Annotated in this window: 20 protein-coding genes, 1 tRNA gene and 3 pseudogenes; 7 read left to right on the top strand and 17 right to left on the bottom strand. The window is 57.2% G+C overall.

Features of this window, described 5'->3' with window-relative positions:
- The first annotated feature begins 155 nt into the window (after positions 1 to 155).
- A protein-coding gene (locus tag ACK3EW_RS20255) for an IS3 family transposase (RefSeq protein WP_493807578.1) occupies positions 156 to 1,648 on the top strand; the annotation gives its coding sequence in 2 pieces (ribosomal slippage) (positions 156 to 585 and positions 585 to 1,648; 1,494 coding nt in all).
- On the opposite strand, the gene ACK3EW_RS20250 is transcribed toward ACK3EW_RS20255, so the two are convergent.
- Both ACK3EW_RS20250 and fliF read right to left on the bottom strand, forming a co-directional pair.
- On the bottom strand, positions 1,611 to 1,880 hold the full coding sequence (locus tag ACK3EW_RS20250) for a hypothetical protein (protein WP_493807577.1): 270 nt from the start codon (positions 1,878 to 1,880) through the stop codon (positions 1,611 to 1,613). The two genes, ACK3EW_RS20255 and ACK3EW_RS20250, sit on opposite strands and share 38 nt — an antisense overlap.
- The gene (fliF, locus tag ACK3EW_RS20245; protein WP_493807576.1) at positions 1,877 to 3,511 is read right to left on the bottom strand and encodes a flagellar basal-body MS-ring/collar protein FliF; all 1,635 of its coding nucleotides are present in this window, start codon (positions 3,509 to 3,511) and stop codon (positions 1,877 to 1,879) included. Before fliF ends, ACK3EW_RS20250 begins: the two co-directional genes overlap by 4 nt.
- A gap of 84 nt (positions 3,512 to 3,595) precedes the next feature.
- Here fliF and ACK3EW_RS20240 point away from each other — a divergent pair, with 84 nt between their 5' ends.
- The 3 genes from ACK3EW_RS20240 to ACK3EW_RS20230 are packed head-to-tail and all read left to right on the top strand — an operon-like array spanning position 3,596 to position 5,049.
- Entirely contained in the window at positions 3,596 to 4,093 is a 498-nt protein-coding gene (locus ACK3EW_RS20240) for a flagellar basal body-associated FliL family protein (RefSeq protein ID WP_493807575.1), read from the top strand.
- 9 nt (positions 4,094 to 4,102) lie between these two features.
- Positions 4,103 to 4,456, top strand: a complete 354-nt coding sequence (locus ACK3EW_RS20235) for a hypothetical protein (RefSeq protein WP_493807574.1) — start codon at positions 4,103 to 4,105, stop codon at positions 4,454 to 4,456.
- Entirely contained in the window at positions 4,453 to 5,049 is a 597-nt protein-coding gene (locus tag ACK3EW_RS20230; RefSeq protein WP_493807573.1) for a MotE family protein, read from the top strand. Before ACK3EW_RS20235 ends, ACK3EW_RS20230 begins: the two co-directional genes overlap by 4 nt.
- Positions 5,050 to 5,081: 32 nt before the next feature.
- Here the strand turns inward: ACK3EW_RS20230 and ACK3EW_RS20225 are convergent, their stop codons facing one another.
- The gene (locus ACK3EW_RS20225; RefSeq protein WP_493807572.1) at positions 5,082 to 5,312 is read right to left on the bottom strand and encodes an integrase core domain-containing protein; all 231 of its coding nucleotides are present in this window, start codon (positions 5,310 to 5,312) and stop codon (positions 5,082 to 5,084) included.
- Between the two features lie 24 nt (positions 5,313 to 5,336).
- On the opposite strand from ACK3EW_RS20225, the pseudogene ACK3EW_RS20220 reads away from it, so the two are divergent.
- Positions 5,337 to 5,534, top strand: a pseudogene (locus ACK3EW_RS20220) (transposase); the annotation flags it as partial.
- Positions 5,535 to 6,105: 571 nt separating this feature from the next.
- Here the strand turns inward: ACK3EW_RS20220 and ACK3EW_RS20215 are convergent.
- Positions 6,106 to 7,270: pseudogene (locus ACK3EW_RS20215) on the bottom strand (IS3 family transposase).
- 92 nt (positions 7,271 to 7,362) lie between these two features.
- On the opposite strand from ACK3EW_RS20215, the gene ACK3EW_RS20210 reads away from it, so the two are divergent.
- Complete coding sequence (locus tag ACK3EW_RS20210; protein ID WP_493807571.1) at positions 7,363 to 7,884, top strand: hypothetical protein; 522 nt, start codon at positions 7,363 to 7,365, stop codon at positions 7,882 to 7,884.
- Positions 7,885 to 8,021: 137 nt separating this feature from the next.
- On the opposite strand, the gene ACK3EW_RS20205 is transcribed toward ACK3EW_RS20210, so the two are convergent.
- From ACK3EW_RS20205 to ACK3EW_RS20180, 6 genes and pseudogenes are all read right to left on the bottom strand, one after another.
- Positions 8,022 to 9,515 carry a pyridoxal phosphate-dependent decarboxylase family protein gene (locus ACK3EW_RS20205; RefSeq protein WP_493807570.1) on the bottom strand — a complete coding sequence of 498 codons (1,494 nt, stop codon included), beginning with the start codon at positions 9,513 to 9,515 and terminating at the stop codon, positions 8,022 to 8,024.
- Between the two features lie 64 nt (positions 9,516 to 9,579).
- A complete protein-coding gene (locus ACK3EW_RS20200) occupies positions 9,580 to 9,864 on the bottom strand; it encodes a nickel-binding protein (RefSeq protein ID WP_493807569.1) in 285 nt (94 codons plus the stop codon).
- Between the two features lie 28 nt (positions 9,865 to 9,892).
- A pseudogene (locus tag ACK3EW_RS20195) lies at positions 9,893 to 10,312 on the bottom strand (cysteine synthase); the annotation flags it as partial.
- Positions 10,313 to 10,478: 166 nt separating this feature from the next.
- Positions 10,479 to 11,246: an IS21-like element helper ATPase IstB gene (gene istB / locus ACK3EW_RS20190; RefSeq protein ID WP_493806540.1), complete on the bottom strand. Its 768-nt coding sequence runs from the start codon at positions 11,244 to 11,246 to the stop codon at positions 10,479 to 10,481.
- The gene (istA, locus tag ACK3EW_RS20185; RefSeq protein WP_493809682.1) at positions 11,243 to 12,739 is read right to left on the bottom strand and encodes an IS21 family transposase; all 1,497 of its coding nucleotides are present in this window, start codon (positions 12,737 to 12,739) and stop codon (positions 11,243 to 11,245) included. The genes istB and istA overlap by 4 nt, the downstream gene beginning before the upstream one ends.
- Before the next feature lie 593 nt (positions 12,740 to 13,332).
- Positions 13,333 to 13,409, bottom strand: a tRNA-Arg gene (locus ACK3EW_RS20180).
- A 121-nt stretch (positions 13,410 to 13,530) separates the two neighbouring features.
- Between ACK3EW_RS20180 and ACK3EW_RS20175 the strand changes: the two genes are divergently transcribed.
- Complete coding sequence (locus ACK3EW_RS20175) at positions 13,531 to 14,562, top strand: LacI family DNA-binding transcriptional regulator (RefSeq protein WP_085630403.1); 1,032 nt, start codon at positions 13,531 to 13,533, stop codon at positions 14,560 to 14,562.
- Between the two features lie 52 nt (positions 14,563 to 14,614).
- Here ACK3EW_RS20175 and ACK3EW_RS20170 read toward each other — a convergent pair whose 3' ends face one another.
- The 7 genes from ACK3EW_RS20170 to ACK3EW_RS20140 all read right to left on the bottom strand — a co-directional run bounded on the left by ACK3EW_RS20170 (position 14,615) and on the right by ACK3EW_RS20140 (position 21,622).
- Complete coding sequence (locus ACK3EW_RS20170) at positions 14,615 to 15,601, bottom strand: ABC transporter substrate-binding protein (RefSeq protein WP_493807568.1); 987 nt, start codon at positions 15,599 to 15,601, stop codon at positions 14,615 to 14,617.
- Positions 15,602 to 15,631: 30 nt separating this feature from the next.
- Positions 15,632 to 16,480 (bottom strand): ABC transporter permease, encoded by an 849-nt coding sequence (locus ACK3EW_RS20165; RefSeq protein WP_085630399.1) that lies wholly within the window; start codon positions 16,478 to 16,480, stop codon positions 15,632 to 15,634.
- Positions 16,477 to 17,409, bottom strand: coding sequence for an ABC transporter permease (locus tag ACK3EW_RS20160; RefSeq protein ID WP_493807567.1), 933 nt, complete (start codon positions 17,407 to 17,409; stop codon positions 16,477 to 16,479). Before ACK3EW_RS20160 ends, ACK3EW_RS20165 begins: the two co-directional genes overlap by 4 nt.
- A gap of 6 nt (positions 17,410 to 17,415) precedes the next feature.
- The gene (locus ACK3EW_RS20155) at positions 17,416 to 18,198 is read right to left on the bottom strand and encodes an ABC transporter ATP-binding protein (RefSeq protein WP_493809766.1); all 783 of its coding nucleotides are present in this window, start codon (positions 18,196 to 18,198) and stop codon (positions 17,416 to 17,418) included.
- Entirely contained in the window at positions 18,189 to 18,833 is a 645-nt protein-coding gene (locus ACK3EW_RS20150; protein WP_493807566.1) for a hypothetical protein, read from the bottom strand. The genes ACK3EW_RS20155 and ACK3EW_RS20150 overlap by 10 nt, the downstream gene beginning before the upstream one ends.
- On the bottom strand, positions 18,833 to 20,287 hold the full coding sequence (hydA, locus tag ACK3EW_RS20145) for a dihydropyrimidinase (protein ID WP_493807565.1): 1,455 nt from the start codon (positions 20,285 to 20,287) through the stop codon (positions 18,833 to 18,835). Before hydA ends, ACK3EW_RS20150 begins: the two co-directional genes overlap by 1 nt.
- 84 nt (positions 20,288 to 20,371) lie before the next feature.
- On the bottom strand, positions 20,372 to 21,622 hold the full coding sequence (locus ACK3EW_RS20140) for a Zn-dependent hydrolase (RefSeq protein ID WP_493807564.1): 1,251 nt from the start codon (positions 21,620 to 21,622) through the stop codon (positions 20,372 to 20,374).
- Positions 21,623 to 21,794: the final 172 nt, after the last annotated feature.

The raw sequence follows: 21,794 nt of genomic DNA, 5'->3' as shown, positions 1-21,794 counted from the left end.
ATTTCTTCGAACAACGGCCCAAGATTTGATAGGATCTGGGCATGTACCTCGTGGTAGGTGAACGACAGGTCCTGAAGGCTCTGCCCTCCGTGCCAATAAGCGTGAGACAACTGACTGGCTAAAGTTTACACTTGAGGGCGCAGGAGAACGAACCCATGGTTATGCCTTCACAGACACCACTTTCGCCGGATGCTGGATCTGACGGTGTTTTGTCCACGACATTGCCCGCCCGCGTTGTCTCAGCGCCAGTGGTTCCCACGGCCGAACTGACAAGCACACCGAAGCGGCGCAGCTTCACAGCCAAATATAAACTGCGCATTCTGGATGAGACGGATCATGCTGCAGACACCGGCGGTGTTTCCGCCATTCTACGGCGGGAGGGGCTTTATTCCTCGGCACTGACGGATTGGCGTAGGGCGCGCGCGGCCGGCACATTGGGTGCATTGCAGCCGCGTCATCGTGGCCCGAAAAAGTCGCCTAACAATCCACTGCAAGCTGAGCTGTCCAAGGCCAACCGTGAAGTTGCAGCGTTGCGGCGTCGCCTGGATCAGGCGGAAGCTATCATTGCAATCCAAAAAAAAGTGGCGGCACTTCTGGACGAGATGGAGCAGACGCAAGAGTGCGGCGGCAAATCATGATGGCCACCGCGATTGCTTTGCCCCCCGGCAGCGGTCTTACCTCCGCCGTTTGCTCCGCGCTGTCCTTGTCCCGTGCAAGCGTTCTTCGACACCGCGCGGCACTGACGGCCCCGCCACCTCTGCGCAAGGCAAGACCACCTTCTTCGCGGGCCTTGCCTGAAAGGGAACGGGACCAGGTGCTGCACCATCTGCGCGAACCCCGCTTTGCGGATCAGACGCCCACTGAGGTCTTTGCCACCTTGCTGGATGAAGGCACCTATCTGTGTTCGATCCGCACGATGTATCGGATATTGGCCGCTCAGGGAGAAGTGGTCGAGCGCCGCCGACAGCGCACACACCCCGTCTATCAAAAGCCAGAACTTCTAGCTGAAGCCCCCAATCAGGTCTGGTCTTGGGACATCACCAAGCTGATGGGCCCGGTGAAATGGTCCTACTTCTATCTCTATGTCATCCTCGACATCTTCAGCCGCCGCGTTGTTGGCTGGCGCGTCGAGCACGCGGAGAGCGCCAGCCAGTTCAAAGAGCTGTTCATCGACGCGATGGAAAAACACGAGGTCCCACGCGATCAACTGACATTGCATGCAGATCGCGGTGGGCCCATGAAGGCAAAGACGACAGCCCTGATGCTGGTTGATCTTGGTGTGCTCAAATCCCACAGTCGGCCCCACACCTCAAACGACAACCCGTTCTCCGAAGCCCACTTCAAAACACTGAAATATCAGCCAGAGTTCCCCAAACACTTTGAAACGATCGAACAGGCCCGTGCGTTCTGCCGCAGGTTCTTTGCATGGTATAATCAAGACCATCATCACGCTGGGATCGGCCTAATGACACCCGACCAGATTCATTTTGGACAGGCCCAAGAAATCTACGCCGCACGACAAGCAACACTCGACGCGGCATACCTCACCACGCCCGAACGCTTCGTACACAAACAACCAAAACCGCCTCAAATCCCGACCGCTGTCTGGATCAATCCACCAAAACCAACCGAAGAAACCCAAGCCTAAATTCCAAAGGCCACTGTCTCAAAGTCGTTGACACGTTCCGCTGCGCAACCCCATCTGCAAATTGCGCCCCTTCGTCCGACTTGGCTTTTATCGCATCGTCCCACCCCGCTCGATAGCCTTTGTCGAAAGATTCCAATCGCTCGGTTTCAAGCATTTCGTCAGAAATCACAGCTGCAGTATGCCCTGAGATTGGCGTCCCGAAGTCTTCCAGATAGAGGGCCAGAGACGTCATCTCACATCCTCCGGTCGGGGATCATCAAGCCAACTGCGCAAGACTTCGACCGTTTCGCTTCTGCGTTCTTCGATCAGCGTTTTCAGACGGGCAACGGCATCTTCTGCATTATGGGGATCTGCGCTCACCGCTTGGTCGGTCAAAATGGGAATTCGGTCATCGGTATCGGGCTCGATTGTTCCATTGAGGACCGGGATGTCACTATCCAGTTCTGACATACTTGTGGCCGCAGGCAAGGCGGGCACTTGTGTACGCCGCCCCGGCAACAAGAGAGGGCGAAGAACAAAAATACCCAATATCAGAGCAACAGCAGCAAAGACCGCAAGCTGCACAAGTTTCATCGTATCGATCTGGCCTGCAAAAAAACCAGTTTCAATAGGCACGGAACCCAACGGTTCATTCGGTTCGAAAGACAATGACTTGAGGGTGATCACATCGCCTCGTGCCTCGTCGAAGCCCACAGCCGAAGCAACCAGATCACGCAAAGCGGATAACTCTTCCTCTGCCACAGGAATGAATGTGTCCTCACCCTGCGCATTGGTTTGGATTGCCCCATTCACCATGACCGCGACGGTCAACCGTTTGATCGCTCCGGGTGCCTTCAGAATTTCGCGGGTCGTTTGAGACACCTCATAATTCAGACGTTCACGCGTTTCGGCAGTTTGCCGCATTTCGCCTTCAGACGCGGCACCATCGCCATCAGGCAAATTGGACGCGACAGTAACTGCGCCGGAGCCTCCGTTCTCGGACTGATCGGATCGCTCTTCACTGTCGGAACTGATGACAAATCGGCTTTCAGGATCAAAGCGTCGTTCCATGATCGACTCTGTCTCAGTGATGGAATCGATGCTCACTTCGACGACAGCATTTCCTCGTCCGACCCGCGCCTCAACCAACCGCAGGACACGCTCCCTGAGAAGATCTCCCCGTTCCACATCCCGCGATGTTCCTAAAACACCCGTATCCTCGGTCAACAGACCCAACTGCGCGTCAATAAGGGATACGGCCTCCGGGGAAAGACCTGCCACGGCAGACGCCACGAGATAGCGAATGGCTTGAGCTTGTTGGCGATCGACCGAGCCGGCACGTGCCGTGACATGAACAGATGCACTTGGGGCAAGATCACGTCGGAATGGGTTATCGCTGCCAGTTGCGATATGCACGCGGGCGGACAGGATGTCAGACGATGAGACAATTGTCCGTGCAAGCTCTCCTTCTTTTGCGCGCAGGTATGTTGCATCGAACATCTGTGCAGTTGTTCCAAATCCGGACAGCGTATCCAAAAGTTCGTAACCCTGCCCCGACGTGGCAGGAAGCCCTTCAGTTGCAAGGGTAAGGCGCAGCTGATCCCGGTTTGCTGCGGCAACCAGAATGGATGTACCCTGTACTTCGAATGGCACCGATTTCTGTTGCAACGACTGGATCACTTCACCCGCAGCTGCCGGATCGAGTCCAGAATAAAGGAGTGTCATTCGCGGCTGAGTGACAAGTCGCGACATCCCCAGAACCGCAAGGAAAATTGCGATCGTCGAACCGATCACAATCACCCTGCGCGTGTTGGAAAGATTTTGCCAATTTGGTAATATTTGCTTCACCTTCGCCTCCGAGCTGCGATCATTCCCTGTATTCACTCAGACCGTTATTGCGCTTTCGCGTTAACAATCGGTTAGTGCCTGATTGGTAAAACACAGCCATGGACGAAGACCTGAGAGATCATGACAATGGCTGAATCACCCGCGACGGAATCCGGTGACACAAAGAAGTCCGCGTCAAAACTGGGACTGCTGATGTCAGTTGCCTTTTGTCTTGCAGGTGCGGCGATCGGGTATTTTGCAATCTCCAAAGAACTTGTACCCGCGCGATTAAACGAGGCAGCATCACCGGCGACTGGAGATCTTCCGGATATTTTGCCAGACGTTGCTTTTGTTGAAATCCCACCCTTGATCGTAACATTGCCCACGGGAGCACGCAGTGAACACCTTCGCTTTGCCGGACAGATCGAGGTGCCGTCTCAATACCGTGGGGATGTGGAATTTCTGATGCCGCGGATACAAGATGCTCTCAACGGCTACCTTCGTGCTTTGACGATTGAAGACATTGAAGGCCAAGGCGCGTTGTTCAAGATACGCCTGCAAGTCTTCCGTCGGATCGTCATGGTTGTCGGCTTGGGCAAGGCCAACAGTGTGCTCGTGACAGAATTCATTCTGAATTAGAGGAATCTGATGGAAATTATAGCTGATATTCTATTGGTCGCCGGGGCACTTGGCGCGGGGCTCTACTGCTTTATTCTGTCGCGACGACTAACGCGTTTCACAGACCTTGAAAATGGTGTCGGCGCTGCTGTTGCGGTACTCTCTGCGCAGGTTACGGATTTGCAATCCACGCTGGACTCTGCCCAACGAACGGCCATCCATTCCAACGACAGTCTCAAAGACCTGACCAGCCGCGCCGAGGATGCCGCCAAGCGGCTGGAATTGATGGTGGCGTCGATGCATGATCTGCCACCAGCCACACCCAAAGCACCGCCGCCTCAGACAGGGCCGATCTTTTCGCGGCACTCCGGTGGTGCAGGATGACAAGGCGCTTGTCTCGCAAGTACCGGACCACCAAGCGCAGCAAGCAGGGAACATTGGCCATCATCGGCACCTTGCTGCTCTTGTCAGCAGGTGTGCGCCTTGCAACCGAGGCCGGGCAAGTCATCGCCAGCGAAGAGGCATCCGCTGACAGGATAGATACCAAGGTGTTAGACCTGTCGCGGCCAGATGAGCTAACAGTTGCGTTGGAGGCGATTAAGGGCCGCGAAGCACGATTGACCGAACGCGAGGTCGAAATCGAAGCACGTGAAGCGACGCTCATCGCTGCGGAAGCTGCCATTGACGCCGAATTGACGAAGCTGGAACAGGCAGAACAAAGCCTGCGCGACACCATTTCGATTGCGGCCGCCGCCGCAGAGGAAGACCTCTCACAGCTTACCGAAGTCTATGCCAACATGAAGCCGAAACAGGCTGCAGCATTGTTTGAACAGATGGAATCTTCATTTGCTGCAGGTTTCCTTGGGCGCATGGCCTCTGACAGAGCAGCCCGAATTATGGCAGGCATGACACCTGAGAAAGCATATCAGATCAGCGTGGAGCTTGCCGGACGAAACGCAGATATCCCGATTGAGTGACCCTAAGGTCGCGTTGACCCGCCACTGAACTTTCATCCAGCCGGAACCGGAGCCCTTCGGGTTGATACGCCGATTGGCGCAGGTGGAGCACCTGACATCCGCCCGGAGTTTTCAGACGGCGCAGCGCGGATTTTGGTTGCGATGGTGAGATGTTCGGCAAATGCTTTTGGTGTCTGATAGCCAAGCGCCGAATGCGGTCGTGTTTCGTTGAAGTCATCCGTCCATGGGCCTGTCGCGGTTTGATGCCGCTCCTTTGATAGCATTTACTGCAACAAAGGAGACTGACTATGGGACTTAAGCGAACGGACGAATTCCGCCAAGATGCGGTGCGTATTGCGCTGACCAGTGGGCTGACCCGCAAGTAAGTGGCTGATGATTCAGGCGTCGCCATGTTGACGCTGAACAAATGGATCACGGCACATCGAGACACGAACGTGGTTTCACAAGAGGATTTAGGCCTGGCCAGAGAGAATGAACATGAGCGCGATCGTGAAACAGAAGTAGAATCGATGACCTCGAGATCATTCCCGGGGAGAACTTTGCGTTCCATACAAGCTAAAATGCATTACATGTGCATCGAAGGTAGCTGGCCGGGCAGTTCTAACGAACAGGCCAGAGCTAATCGCAGTATGGAGGATGACCGCAGCGTCGGCTCCAGCAGCACAAAACATGCTACCAACAGTTGGGGCTTCACCGTAGACGACTGGGAAGCAATTCGCTCGGACTTGGACACGAGCGCAATTCATGGTGAACCGCTTGCTGACCGAGCCGGTACATATATCAGCAATTGAGTGGCGAAGTTTTCGTCGAGGAGGTCTTTGTCGCTGGCAGCGGAAAGCGTGATCACTGATCTCACGACGAGTGTTCGATGGCAGAAATCCAGCTTCACAACTCGCGAGAAGCCTGTTTCGAAACATTATTGATACAGCTGAGGCGATTAGGATCATCGCCAGTGCCGCTGTTATGTTCAACATACCGGTTCGTTGGTTTGACTTTTCCGCATTTGAGAAAGGAGCCAAACCTGGCGTGCCCCCATCGGGCGGTCCGGTTTAAATGTTAGTGCATCGTTGGCCTGAGGTCTATCGGGACGATGCTTTCCGGCGCTGGCGGCCGATATCCTAATGCGCTGTGCGGCCTGACCGTGTTGTAGTGGATGCGCCATTGCTCGATCAGGATTTGGGCTTCCTTCAAGCTGTAGAAGATTTCACCATTTAACAACTCTTCGCGGAACCTGCCGTTGAAGCTTTCGCAGTAGCCGTTTTCCCAGGGTGAACCCGGTTCGATATAAGCGGTCTTGGCACCAACCGCTGCGATCCAGTCCCGTACCTTCTGAGCGATAAATTCCGGGCCATTTTCGGATCTTATGTATTCTGGCGGGCCACGCAGGATGAACAGATCGGTCAACGCGTCCAGCACATCGGTTGAGTTAAGCTTGCGATCGACGCGGATCATCAGTGCCTCCCTAGTGTATTCGTCGATGATGTTCAGCGTCCGATAGACCCGGCCATCCGCCGTGCGATCCTGGACGAAGTCATAGGACCAAACGTGGTTCGGGCGCTCGGGTCGTAGACGCATGCAAGATCCGTCATTCAGCCAGAGCCGTCCCTTTTTCTTCTGTTTTTGAGGAACCTTTAGCCCTTCACGTCGCCATATCCGCTCCACGCGTTTGTGGTTCACATGCCAGCCCGCGTTGTTCAGCAGACCCGTCACCATGCGATATCCATAGCGGCCGTACTGGTCAGCCAACTCGATGATATCGTCGGTCAGCCGTTCTTCATCGGCTCGACCCTGCGGAGCCTTGCGCTGCGTGGACCGGTGCTGACCAAGTGTACGGCAGGCGCGGCGCTCGGATACGCCAAGTTCCTGCCGCACATGGTCGATGCATGTGCGGCGACGTGAAGGATGAGACCATTGTCCGCCATTGGTCCGAGGACAATGGTCGAATGAAGTTTCCCTTTGCTGCCTCGGTCAGGATCAGCTTGTCCAGCGTGAGATCGGAGACCGCTCGCCGCAATCGCTGGTTCTCCTTCTCCAGCTCCTTCAGACGAGCGAGTTGAGGTCGCTGCATCCCACCATAGAGCTTCCGCCATCAATAGTACGTCTGCTGCGTCACGCCGATCTGGCGCACAGCCTCAGCTATCGTCGCGCCTTGTCCTTGCAGAACTTCAACCTGCCGAAGCTTCGATACAATCTCTTCGGGTTTATCTCGTTTTCCAGCCATCGCTGATCCTCCAATTGAGGGACAAATCTATCCCAGTTGGTGGACCACTTTCAGGGGGCTATTCCAAACCCTCAGGAGGTATTAAAGGATGCTTGCAGCCTCTGAATGCCGTCGAACTCAGGCAGACGGAGCATGAAACCAATGCGCTGATACTGTTCTTGAAGCTGACGCTAACCGAACAGAATGTTGCGTCTGTTGTGTTTCAACGCCTGGAAACAGACTCCGAACCGGGCGCGATCTTTCTCGGCGATTCTCGTTTGGCGTTCGGAATCGACCAGCCACAAAGAAATTTCGGAAAACACCTCGTTCAACCGAATTGCCCAGTTGTCTACACCGCGCCGCATCACGGTTCCCGCAACAACGACCGTGCTTATGAGGTTCTTGCCGATTGGCTGCCCGGCCTGTTTTATGCTTCAATAGCCGTCCGAAACGGCGGTGTGTGGAACCAGACACTTTCGGGATATCTGTGTGTCAAGAACCGGCGCTGCGCTCAATGCTATCAATGCCATGGGGTTGATTGGTCACAACCTGTTCAGTTCTCTTCCGATGGTCCCAAATGGATCTGGCCATCTAGCGTTGGTGGAAAATGTGGCGTGCCGAAACGGAAGAAATAGTATCTGCGCTGCACTGGAGAAGGCGCCACTCCCGGCCCAGTCCGGCCATTCATTCCATGCATTGATGCAGCAGTGCGGCTTCCCCAAACCGGTCTTTGATCAAAGGCGCAGCAACACGTTTGAACCGGTGCGTTGGTTCAGTTGCTTCGTGCTTCATCCAAAGCGCCGATCGGGGCCACTTTAGCGCCGACCCCCAGCACCTCTTGCACCAGGACGTCAATATCTTCGTTCTTTGTGCGGTGGTTACATATTGCGACGCGCAGGCAGTGTCGGCCACGAATTGTGGTGTCAGTAATGACCGCGATACCGCTTTCCTGAATACGCAGCATGATTTCGGTGTTGTGGGCGCGCAGGCTCGCTTCATCCATGCCAACCGGCGTGTGTCGGAAACAAACAACGCTGGTTGCGGTCGGTGCCATCAACTCCAATTCACCTGCCGCATCAATCAGCTTCGTCAGGTGAAGGGCTTGCGCAATGTTGCGATCGAGGATGCGCCCAAAGGTCTCCACCCCGTGATGGCGCAGCATCATCCAGACCTTGAGCGCCCGGAATCCACGCGTCGTTTCAAGTCCGTAGTCGTGCAGGAACTCTGCCGCTGCCAGACCACGGGTCGCCACTTGCAGGTACTCGGCGCTCTCGGCAAAGGTTGCGCGATGCACCTTTTGGTCGCGCAATAAAGCACATCCGACGTCGAAGGGCGCATTCAGCCCTTTGTGCAGGTCGAGGGCGAGCGAGTCCGCTCTTTCGATCCCGGCAACCAGATGCCGGTTCGACGGTGCGATCGAGAACATCGCCCCGATACAGCCATCCACATGCAGCCAGAGACCCTCTTTGCGGCACAGGTCCGCTATCTCGGGCAGTGGGTCAATGGAGCCTGTGTTGGTCGTACCGGCCGTGGCGATCACGCAGGCTGGGCGCACACCTTGGCTGCGGTCGGCCTGAATTGTGGTGCGCAGCGCATCTAGGTCCATACGAAACGCGCCGTCTGTAGCAATTCGCGCCAGCGCCGTGCCGCCCACTCCCAACAGGTTCATCGCCTTCATGTGACAGGAATGCACCTGGTCCGAGGCATAGAACCGCAGCGGCGTTCCAATATCGGCGACACTTTGAGTGTGCAAATCCACGCCGGCCATCGCATTTCGCGCCGCCATCAACCCCACGATGTTTGGCATCGATCCACCGTTGACCAGCGTCCCGCTCGCGCCCTCGGGAAAGCCCATCATCTGACGAAGCCAGTCCGTGACCTGATGATCCACCTGATTGGCGCCGGTATCGCCCCCGCCAAGATTCGAGCCGTCGATTGCAGCAAGAAAGTCCGCCAGCGCGCCCGTCAGGCAGCCTGCGCCCATGTACCACGCCCAGAAACGGGGGTGGATGTTGCCCATCGCATGGGGGTAGAGCTTGGTTTTCACGTCTGCATATACCGCTTCCAGAGGGGTGAGGTCGGTAGGCGGCGGGCCGTGAAACCCTGCCTTCATTGCATCCGACATCGGTTGCCAGACCGGCGCGTCGCGCAAGCCTTGCAGGCGGGAGATGGCATCGTCCACCATGACATGCGCCAACCTGCGCATTTCCTCCCAGTTGGCTGGATCAAGGCTGTCTTCTACTTCGTTCCTCGTGTCGTGAGCCATGGTTTGCTCTCCGTTCCATTGGAATCGGACCTGCCTGTCCTTGCTGGTCCAGTTTCGAGGTCTTTCAGACTGGGTCGGGCCGCACGACCACGGTTGCGCCAATGCACAAAATGTCATCACCCGGCATGCCGACGCAGCGCGCGTGTTCTCGCAAGGCGTCCTCGTTAACTGCTTCGTAGATGCACGCGGTGCCCCGTCGACCGTCGTCTTCGTTGATCACGTAGGAACGGATCCAGCGCACCTTGTCCGGCATATCCTCGTTGCCTGTGCGAGCCGAGGTTTCGGCGGTCTTTTCAAGCTCTGCTTGATCCGCCCAGGCACTGGGTCGGCGTATCATGAAGAGGTCCATTGGTATTCTCCTTGGGTTGATGGTGGTCCTACTCGGCCGCCATCCGGTAGCCGGGTGTCGAGTCGGACAGGGCGCGTTCTTCGTCGTCCATGTCCTCGGGAATATCCGCGAATAGAGGGGTCGATAGATAGCGCTCTCCCGTGTCCGGCAGCATGGCGAGGATTACCGCGCCCTTTTCCGCCCGTTCCGCCATCTGCATCGCAATGGCGAAACTTGACCCGCCTGAAATCCCGGTCAGGATGCCTTCTTGCGCAGCGAGCTTCTTCGCCCAGGCGATTCCGTCCGCTCCGGTCACCGGTATAAGTTCGTCATAACCGTTCTTGTCCAATGCCTCCTGGAGAACCAGCGGGATGAAGTCGGGTGTCCAGCCCTGGATCGGATGCGGCTCAAAGGCCGGGTGACTGGCCGAAGGCGAGCCGTCGGCGCCGCGTTCCTGAGCGACGCCGCTGGTGTCAACGGCGGAGTAAAATTAGGCCACGGGGCGGCGCAAAACTGGGCCACTTTGGGTTTACGCGGGACGCGGGTGATGAGCGGCGGCCAGTCAGCCGCGCTCTCCATGTAGCTGGCGGGTGACTGGCCGCCTTGGACCGTCAGGTCCAAGTCTGGGCTTTGGATCAGTTGATGTTTTCGCCGGGCTTGCGTGCGCGGCTTTGCGCGAGGCGATAGCTTTCGCCGTTCATCTCGAGGATGTTGACGTGGTGGGTCAACCGGTCGAGGAGCGCGCCGGTCAGCCGCTCGGTGCCGAAGGTCTCGGTCCATTCATCGAAGGGCAGATTGCTGGTGATCAGCGTGGCGCCGCGCTCGTAGCGCTGGGAGATCATCTCAAAAAGCAGCTCGGCGCCGGTCTTGGACAGGGGCACGAATCCGAGCTCGTCGATGATCAGCAGCTTCACGGCAGCCATCTGCTTCTGGACGCGCAGCAGCCGACGTTCGTCTCGCGCCTCCATCAGCTCGTTGACCAGCGCGGCGGCGGTGGTGAAGCTGACAGACATGCCCTTCTGGCAGGCTGCCAGTCCCAAGCCCAGTGCAATGTGGGTTTTGCCGGTTCCGCTGGGCCCGAGGGCGATCACGTTCTCACGCCGGTCGATCCATTCGCAACGCCCCAGTTCCAGCACCTGCATCTTGTTCAGCTTCGGGATCGCCTTGAAGTCGAAGCTGTCGAGGCTTTTGGTGGCCGGGAACTTCGCGGCCTTGATGCGGCGCTCGACCATCCGCCGCTCGCGGTCAATGAGTTCCAGTTCCACGAGGCGCGACAGGAACTGGACATGGTCCAGTCCTTCGGCGGCGCATTGACGCGCAACCTTCTCGTGCTCCCGCAAGAATGTGGGCAGCTTCAGCGTCTTCAGATGGTGGGCAAGCAGGATCTTCGGGGCCTCGGTCATTCCGCCGCCTCCGACATCAAGGCCATGTAGCTGGCCGCCCGCGTCGTCTCGACATTCGCCCGCGGCAAGTAGGGGTAGACATCGAGATCAAGCCTCGGGGGGCGCTTCTCCACCTGACAAAGCACGAGGTGCTTCACGGCGTCGAAGCCGACCGCGCCCAGCTTCAGGGCCTTCTTCACGGCGGCATGCAGGTCATCCATCTCGAAGGTCTCGAGCAGACGCAGCACCTGCACATACTCGCGGCGCCCCATCTTGAGCATGCGCGCCTCCATCAGGCGGCGCAAAGTCTGGAACTCTTCGGGCAGGTCCCATTCCGCCAAGGGTGCGGCCTGGTCCAAGGCATTGATCTTGCGCTCGATCAGCGGGAGGTAGTGAACCGGATCAAAGATCATGTCCTCGCGATCGTAACAGCGCGGGTGTCGGGCGATCACCTCCCCGCGACAGCCGATCACGACCTCATCGACATAGCCGCGGATCCAGACATCCTGGTGGCCATAGGCGACCGGGACCGAGTAATCGTTGGTGTCATAGCGCACGAGAGACTGCGAGCTGACCCTGCCGCCCGCTTGGTCGCAGGCGTCGAACGGGGCGGCAGGCAGGGGGCGCATCGCGACCAGATCGCGCTGCAACCTCTCACCGATCGTCTCCTTGTGACCCCGAAGAATGCGCGTCAGGCGTGCGCGGCACTGCCCTTCAAGGTCTGCGTTGAAATCGTCCCAACTGGCAAAGTGGGGGATCGGCACCATGTGGTTGCGGCGGGCGTAGCCGACCATCCCCTCGACAGCGCCCTTGTCGTTCCCCTTCCCGGGCCGACCATAGCGATCCCGAAACAGGTAATGCGACTGCAAGCCGCTGAACAGCGCGGCGCGGATGCGCGTGCCGTCCGGTTGGATCTTCGACACCAGGCAGCGGTCGTTGTCGTAGAGCACCGACTGCGGCACCCCGCCGAAGAAGTCAAACGCGCGGACATGGCCGTCTATCCAGGCCTCCGCCGTCGCCGCTGGATAGGCCCGGACGAAATAGGCATCGCTGTGCGGCAGGTCCATGACGAAGAAGTGCGCCTTCTGCTCGACACCGCCGATGACGACAACCGCTTCGCCAAAATCGGCCTGAGCATGGCCCGGCGGATGAGCCAGCGGCACAAACATCTCCCGGGTCCGCCGCTCGCGATCACGCACGTAATCCTTGACGATCGTATAGCCTCCGGTGAAGCCGTGCTCGGCCTGAAGCCGTTCCCATATCCGCTTGGCCGTATGACGCTGCTTGCGATGCACGACCTTGTCGGCTTCAAGCCAGGCGTCAATGAACTCGGTGAACCCGTCCAGCTTCGGCCGCCTGATCGGCTTGTCCCGCCGGTAGCCAGGCGGCACCGAAAAGGCCAACATCTTATCAACCGTCCCACGCGAAATGTTGAAATGCTTCGCCGCCGCCCGCGCGCTCATGCCCTCGGAACACGCCAAGCGAACCTTCTTGTAAAGTTCCACGGTATAGATCTCCCCGCCCTCCCTGCCGATGCAAGAAGGGAAAAGTGGCAGGATTTTACTCCGCCCGCAGCGAGACTATCCCGCCGCTACCATGGCCTAATTTTGCACCGCCGTTTCCATCGGTCGTTCAATTGGCCTTAGGGGCAAAGGCACCTTCCTCGCATTTGTAAAGGACGGCCACACGCCGTCGCAGTTGGTCGGCCACCCCAAGACAGGTCAAGTCAGATACTACCTCGCACCTGCGGACATTGCGGCGTTTCATGCGCGATTCCTAACTCTAGCGACGTTGGTGTCCGAGACCAGGCAGCATAGTAATTCGGCGCGAGCCGCGTTGAAACCTCGCCAAGATGCGCGGTTTAATTTCAACGGTAGGGACTACGGTCCGATCTATCTCCGCTCGCCATTGTCCGACCTTTTGTTGTCCTTGACACAACAAGCACGAGCGGGACAGGGATGATTTTTACATAAAAACAGATGCTTAAATCAGCTTCCGCCACACGGACCGTACTGCAGTGCCGCTGAAACTTTGTTTTGCGCATGCTTTTATCTTTTTTCTACGCATGCTTCTGCTTGGACTGGCTCACATAATTTTCAGGTGTTTTTGGTGACCCCGGCAGGATTCGAACCTGCAACCTGCCCCTTAGGAGGGGGCTGCTCTATCCAGTTGAGCCACGGGACCACGCGACACAGCCATACTGATCCAATCGAGGATTGTCATCTCTTCAGTCATTTTTTCACAAAGGTCGCAATTGCTTGCTGCAATGTGAAAGATTGCGATAACATCTTAATGACAGAATAGGATGACCCTCTTGGCCAGTGACGATACCCGCCCTCTAACGCTGCGTGATGTTTCAGAAGCATCCGGCGTCTCCGAAATGACTGTCAGCCGCGTCTTGCGCAATCGCGGTGATGTTTCGACAGCAACACGCGAACGCGTTTTGTCGGCGGCGAAATCGCTGGGCTACGTGCCGAACAAGATTGCCGGAGCATTGGCGAGCCAACGGGTCAATCTCGTCTCGGTGATCATTCCCAGCCTACGCAACATGGTCTTCCCAGAGGTCATGTCGGGCATCAGTGCGGTTTTGGAAGAAACCGAATTGCAACCCGTGGTCGGCGTCACAGACTACCTACCTGAAAAGGAAGAGCGGGTTCTCTACGAAATGCTGTCTTGGCGACCATCCGGCGTGATCATCGCGGGACTGGAACACACTGACGCCTCGCGAGCCATGCTCAAGGCAAGTGGCATTCCAGTGGTCGAGATCATGGATGTCGATGGCACACCAATCGACGCGATGGTCGGGATCTCGCACCGCCGCGCAGGCCGCAAGATGGCTGAGGCGATTCTGAAGGCAGGATATCAGCGGATCGGGTTTCTTGGTACGAAGATGCCGCTGGATCACCGCGCACGCAAACGGTTCGAAGGCTTCACCGGAGCGTTGGCCAAAGGTGGGGTCGAAGTGGCGGATCAACAATTCTATTCCGGCGGCTCCGCCCTTGCGAAAGGTCGTGAGATGACGGAAACGATGCTGGCTCGAGAGCCCGATCTCGACTTTCTCTACTACTCCAACGACATGATTGCAGCGGGTGGTTTGCTGTCGCTGTTAGAAAAGGGTGTCGATATTCCGAACCAGATTGGTCTGGCGGGGTTCAATGGCGTGGAGTTGCTCGAAGGCTTGCCTCGTCAACTCGCGACAATGGATGCCTGCCGCACAGAAATCGGTCGCAAAGCGGCTGAAATCATCTCGGAGCGGGTGAATTCACCCGAAGCTGATACGCCGAAAGTCGTCGAATTGACCCCAAAGATCAGCTACGGCGACACGTTGCGCAGATAAAAGAAAGGGCCGTTTCCGGCCCTTTCACTGTGCAAACCTTTGAAGGCTGAGATCAGTTCAACACGCTCGAAATCGTGTGTGTCCATGCCGCATCACCGGGATCGGCGGTGATCACCGGATCGGAACCACCGGCAAGCAGCGTTGCAACCGTGCGCTGGAAATCCGCCGGGTCCAGAGATCCGTTCGAACCTGCGGTCAGCTTGGCCACTTCACCCATCATCCGCTTTTGATGCGTTTCGGTCTGCGCGCCCGTCTCGTCGTAGTCGAGCACGATCATCGCCGCCTCATCCGGGTTTTCTTCAGCCCACTTCCAACCCTTCATAGACGCGTCGACAAAACGTTGCATCTTATCGACAAAGGCCGGGTCGGACAGCCGATCTTCCAGCACATAAAGTCCATCTTCAAGCGTCGCTACACCCTGATCTTCATACTTGAAGGTCACGAGGTCATCCGGGCTGACGCCTGCGTCGATCACTTGCCAGTATTCGTTATATGTCATGGTCGAAATGCAATCGGCCTGACGCTGCAGCAGTGGATCAACGTTGAAGCCCTGCTTGAGAACCTCGACACCATTCTCGCTCTTTCCGTCAGTGGAAATGCCCATCGAGCTCATCCACGACATGAACGGGAATTCATTGCCGAAGAACCAGACACCCAGAGTGCGGTTCTTGAGATCCTCCGGCGTTGCGATCCCGGCATCTTTCCAGCATGTCAGCATCATGCCGGAGCTTTTGAACGGCTGCGCGATATTGACCAGCGGCAGGCCCTTTTCACGGGCGGCCAAGGCGGCGGGCATCCATTCGACAGTCACATCCGCACCGCCACCGGCAATCACCTGCGTCGGCGCAATGTCCGGGCCACCCGGCTTGATCGTCACGTTCAGGTCGGCCTCTTCGTAGTAGCCGTTTTCGAGTGCCACATAGTAGCCAGCGAACTGCGCCTGTGTGACCCACTTCAACTGCAACGTGACATCGTCCGCCGCCCACGCTGGTGCAGCCAGGCCAATTGCGGCCAACGCACCAAGTAACTTCGTTTTCATGTTATTACCTCCATATTGTCGTTTTTCATTTTAGTGTCCGCGATGTGACGGGTGCCAAAACGTCACTCGCTTTTCGAACCAGGCCACGAGCCCGTAGAACGCTGTGCCGGCCATCGCAGAGACTGCGATCTCGGCCCAGACAAGATCAATCGACAGGCTGCCGACCCCGGTTGAAATACGAAACCCCATCCCGCGCGTGGGTGATCCAAAATACTCAGCAACGATCGCCCCTATCAATGCAAGGGTCGTCGCAATCTTGAGCCCATTGAACACAAATGGCAGCGCTGCAGGCAGGCGCAATTTAAGCAAAGTGTCGAAATAACTCGCAGCATAGGTGCGCATGAGGTCGCGCTGCATCGCATCTGTCTCGCGCAAGCCTTGTACGGTGTTCACGAGGATCGGGAAGAACACCATAACCACGACGACCGCCGCTTTGGAATGCCAGTCGAAGCCGAACCAACTGACCAGAATGGGCGCAATGCCGACGATAGGCAGGGCGGCGACGAAATTGCCGATGGGCAGCAACCCGCGTGTCAGAAAAGCCGAACGGTCAATCAGGATCGCCGCGGCAAACGCGGCCAGTCCACCGATCACGAAGCCGGACAATGCGCCTTTCAGAACCGTCTGCTGGAAATCCTCCCAAAGGATATCAGTCGAGGCCACAAAGGTCTGTGCCACGGTCGAGGGCGCGGGCAGGATCACCGGCGAAACGCCAAACCCTCGAACAATTCCTTCCCAAAGCACGATCAGCGTTACACCAAAAAGCACAGGGATCAGCACCCGCACTGCCAAAGATGTACGCCAAGCCGAGTTGGCAAGAAACGCGTTCAGCGCCCAAGCGCCGATCCAGAAAACAAGCGCAAAGATAAGCCAGCTCATGCCTGCATCCCCATCCGCCTGAGCGTTACGCGCTGCATCAGGTCAAGCAGAGTTACCAATACGCCCGCAAGGATCGCCGCCGCGAAAAGCGCCGCCCAGATCGCAAGTGGCGTGCCGAACTGGTCCCCGATCAGGATGCGCGCACCCAGACCCGAAATCGCTCCAGTGGGCAATTCGCCCACGATGGTCCCAACAAGTGCCGCCGCAATCCCGATCTTGAGCGAGGTGAACAGATACGGCATGGACGCAGGGAGCCGCAACTTCAAGAAAGCCTGCAAACCAGACGCCGAATAGGTCCGCAGCAGATCAAGCTGCGCCGCCTCCGGCGATCTCAACCCTTTGACCATCCCGACAAGTACCGGGAAATAACACAGATAGGCTGAGATGATCGCCTTCGGCACCGTGCGCCCTTCTACCCCCACCTGACTGGATAGTACGATAATCATCGGCGCCAGCGCCACAATCGGCACCGTCTGACTGATGATCGCCCAAGGCATCAGGCTCATATTCACCACCCGGCTGTAGACGATGGCAATTGCACCCGCCATGCCCAGTACAGTGCCAAGAGCAAATCCCCAAAGCGTCGACTGCAGCGTGATCCAGCCATGATAAATAAGCGACCGCTTAGAAAGCGCCCGACCACGAAGCGCCATTTCACCCGTGGTCTTCCAAAGCTCAGCCCCCACCTGAACCGGGGTCGGCAGGCGTGGCCGGTCAAGACTGTAGCCCAGCGCAATATGCTCCGAATTGTCGGCCATCAAACGCCAGATCGACTGATCGAACCGCGCGCGGGATTCAGCGGGAACCACGTCAGATCCAGCGCGTTCCGCCACATCCAGAGCACCACGAATGTTCATCGGCGCGACCGCAGCGTACCAAAGCGCAACGATCGCCGCGAGTACAGTCAGGATGGGCACGAGGTTTCTCATGATGCCTCAATCGTCATAGGCATGACCCGCACGCAGCCCCTCGCGCACCCGATGCGCGATGGCCAGAAATTCCGGCGTGTCGCGAATATCAAGCGGGCGCTCTTTGGGCAAAGGGCTGTCGATCACGTCAGTGATCCGGCCCGGACGCGGGCTCATGACAACGATCTTTGTCGACAGATACACCGCTTCCGGGATCGAGTGCGTCACGAATCCGATCGTCTTTTCCGTCCGCGCCCACAGCTCCAACAACTGTTCATTCAGGTGATCGCGCACGATCTCGTCCAGGGCTCCAAACGGCTCGTCCATCAACAGGATGTCCGCATCGAACGCCAAGGCCCGCGCAATCGACGCCCGTTGCTGCATCCCACCAGACAATTGCCACGGATATTTCTTCTCGAAATTCGACAGCTCTACGAGGTCCAGCACCCGCGCAATCCGCGCGTCCTGTTCAGCCTTGGAATAGCCCATGATCTCCAAAGGCAGCGCGATATTCTTCTCGATGGTACGCCATGGATACAGCCCTGCCGCCTGGAACACATAGCCATAGGCCCGCGCCCGTCGCGCCTCATCAGGGGGCATCCCATTAACAGTCAGCGTCCCACCCGTCGGCGTCTCAAGCGCCGCGATACAGCGCAGAAACGTGGTCTTGCCGCAGCCCGACGGCCCGATGAAGCTGACGAACTCGCCTTTGCCGATATCGAGATCGACACTGGAGAGCGCGTGCACCGGCCCGTCATTGGTCTGGAATGTGAGGTCAAGCGATCGTGCCGAAATCACAGTCACCGAAATAACTCCGATGAACCAAGCCAAAACGCCGCAGAAATAATCAAGGCAAGGATTGCGAAAAAGGATGCATATGCACTGATAGTCATGCGCGAGAAAATTTCGCCTATTGGTAGATCGTCAATTTTTTTGGATTTCAACTGGGTTGCATTAAGTGCCTTTCGCGATTTCGTCTTTTCTTTCCAATCGCTAATTAGTGCCCCAAACTCATACGAGTTCAATGATACCTCATTGCAATCTATTGTATGAACATACCAATCATTACCATATTCCAAAAATGCCTCTTGCTTCGCACCACGCTGAACTACCATGAGCAGAGGTAAATCGCTTGCGTAGGCAAGTGCAGCCTTAACTTGGTTCCATGCAGTTGGTAGCACTATATCGCGCAACGGCTTTTCTTCAGTCCCCCCGCGCTTTTCAACCCCTAGTTGTATAAAGGTTCTTTCCAACGCGAGAACTGCTACGGCTTCGCATTCATTCATTAGATTCCGAATCTGAATTATCGGTCTTTCAGTTGTTCGATAATCCCTTCCAACCGTTCGTGGATCAAGACCGTCCCTCCGAAGTCTGTTCTCAAAAAGCTCAATAAAGGCTTCTTGATCAGCATCTTTTGGAGTTCCTACGCTCAAAAAAATCTTCATCAAACACCCGTCGCCGGAATCCCAGTCCGCTGCACGGGGCGCGGTGCGGTCAATTCCTTCCACGTCGAAAGTGCCCGGTTTACCGTGCCATTGCCCGGCCGTTTGACGAACTGACCATGGCCTTCCTGCGTCCGCACCTCGCCATCGTGGATCGCCACATGCCCGCGGGTTAGCGTGAACCGCGGCAGACCTTTGACGTGCTGGCCCTCGAACACGTTGTAGTCGATGGCGGACTGCTGCGTGCTGGCGGCAATGGTCTTTTCCTTCTCAGGGTCCCATACCACCAGATCGGCGTCCGCCCCAACAAGAACCGCGCCCTTTTTGGGATAGCAGTTCAGGATCTTGGCAATATTGGTCGAGGTGACGGCCACAAATTCGTTCGGCGTCAGCCGCCCGGTCGCCACGCCATTTGTCCACAGCATCGGCATCCGATCCTCAAGCCCGCCCGTGCCATTGGGGATCTTCGAGAAATCACCGACACCAAACCGCTTCTGCTCGGTGGTAAAGGCACAATGGTCCGTCGCCACCACGGAAAGCGTACCGGATTGCAGACCCGCCCAAAGACTGTCCTGATGCTTCTTGTTGCGGAACGGCGGCGACATCACACGGCGCGCGGCGTGATCCCAGTCCTGATTGAAATACTCGCTTTCATCCAGCGTCAGGTGCTGGATCAAAGGCTCACCCCAGACACGCTTGCCCTGCATCTTGGCCCGCCGGATCGCTTCATGCGCCTCTTCGCAAGAGGTGTGCACGACATAGAGTGGCACACCGGCCATGTCAGCGATCATAATGGCACGGTTGGTGGCTTCGCCTTCAACCTGAGAAGGCCGGGAATAGGCATGCCCCTCCGGCCCGGTATTGCCCTCGGCCAGTAGTTTCGCGGTCAGTTCCGCCACCACATCGCCGTTTTCAGCATGGACCATCGCGATACCGCCCAGTTCTGCGAGGCGGTTGAAAGACGCAAATAGCTCATCGTCATTGACCATGAGCGCGCCTTTATACGCCATGAAATGCTTGAACGTGTTGATGCCGTGATCGTTGATCACTGTGGGCATCTCATCGAAGACCTTTTCGCCCCACCAAGTCACGGCCATGTGAAAAGAATAGTCGCAGTTCGCCATCGTCGACTTGTTATGCCAGCCCTCCATCGCATCAACGAGGCCTTGCCCCTGCCCGGGAAGCACAAAATCCACCACCATCGTGGTTCCGCCCGACAAAGCGGCGCGCGTACCACTTTCGAAATTGTCGCTGGAATAGGTGCCCATGAACGGCATCTCGAGATGCGTATGCGGATCGATCCCACCCGGCATGACATAGCATCCGGTGGCGTCCAGTTCGGTGTCGCCCTTCAGGTTCGGCCCAATCGCAGTGATCACCCCATTTTCGATCAGGACATCCGCCTCATAGGTCAGGTCCGCTGTGACAACCGTTCCGTTCTTGATGACTGTGGTCATGGTTTACTCCGTGGTCCTGATCTTCTCTGGTTCAAAATAACTCGGGGGAGCCGCGCATCGCGCGATGGAGGCAGCGCCCCCAATCTAGCTGACGATCCCCGCCGTCTCGACAACCGCATGGAAAAGCACATCGGTGCCCGCAGCAGCCCATTCCTTGGAGATCTCTTCCGCCTCATTGTGCGACAGCCCGTCAACGCAAGGACACATCACCATCGCGGTGGGGGCCACATCGTTGATCCAGCAGGCATCATGTCCAGCACCCGATACGATATCCATGTGGCTGTAACCCAGCCGGTCTGCGGCATCTCGGATTGCGCCCACACAGGCCTCGTCGAACGCGGGCGGATCGAATTGACCGACGATGTGCGATTCAAAACTGACGCCGATATCCTCGCAAAGTTTCGGCGCACGCGCCATGAACTCGTCGACCATAGCGTTCAGCTTGTCCAACAAGTGTGTGCGCAAATCGACAGTGAACACGACCTTTCCAGGAATGATGTTTCGACTGTTGGGGTAGACGTCGATATGGCCGATCGCGCCAACCGCATTGGGTTGGTTCTTCATCGCAATCTCGTGCACCAATTCTGTGACCAGAGCGAGCCCACGTCCTGCATTCTTTCGCATATGCATAGGAGTCGATCCGGTGTGGCTTTCCTTGCCGGTCACCGTACATTCGATCCAGCGCAGACCCTGCCCATGCGTGACAACACCAATGTCCTTGCCTTCGGCTTCGAGGATCGGACCCTGTTCGATATGCAACTCGAAAAACGCATGCATCTTGCGATCGCCGACTTTTTCGGTGCCTTTCCAGCCAATACGTTCCAGCTCGTCACCAAAACGCTTGCCCTTGGCGTCCGTGCGGTCATTTGCCCAATCCAAAGAATGCTTGCCAGCAAATACCCCAGAGGCCAGCATCGCCGGCGCAAAACGGGTCCCCTCTTCGTTGGTCCAGTTCGTCACAACGATCGGGTGCTTGGTCTTGATGCCGAGGTCATTGAGCGACCGCAGAATTTCCAACCCGCCCAGAACACCCAGCACGCCATCGTACTTGCCACCCGTCGGCTGCGTGTCGAGATGCGAGCCAACGTAGACCGGCAGCGCGTCTGGGTCCGTGCCCTCGCGCCGGGCGAACATGTTGCCGATCTCGTCGAGACCCATCGTACAGCCGGCGTCTTGGCACCATTTTTGAAACAGCGCCCGGCCTTTGGCGTCCTCATCAGTGAGGGTTTGGCGGTTGTTACCACCCGCCACTCCCGGACCAATTTTTGCCATTTCCATGAGTGTGTCCCATAGACGATCACCATTGATCCGCAGATTTTCTCCGGGTGCTGCCATGTTCGTTCCCCTCGCCGCTGGCTTGCTTGCGTGATGGCACAACAGCCCACGCAAGTTTTTTACCATTTGGTAAAGTTACGATTGCAACGCGCCCCCAAGCTGTCAAGGTATGTTCTCGAATGAGTTGGTTTGCACAGCCCCGAACACAGGGGTCGTGCCTGTAAAAGATGCA

The sequence above is a fragment of the Marivita sp. NO-S04 genome (assembly GCF_059070475.1).
This window is presented reverse-complemented; position numbering and strand designations above follow the sequence as displayed.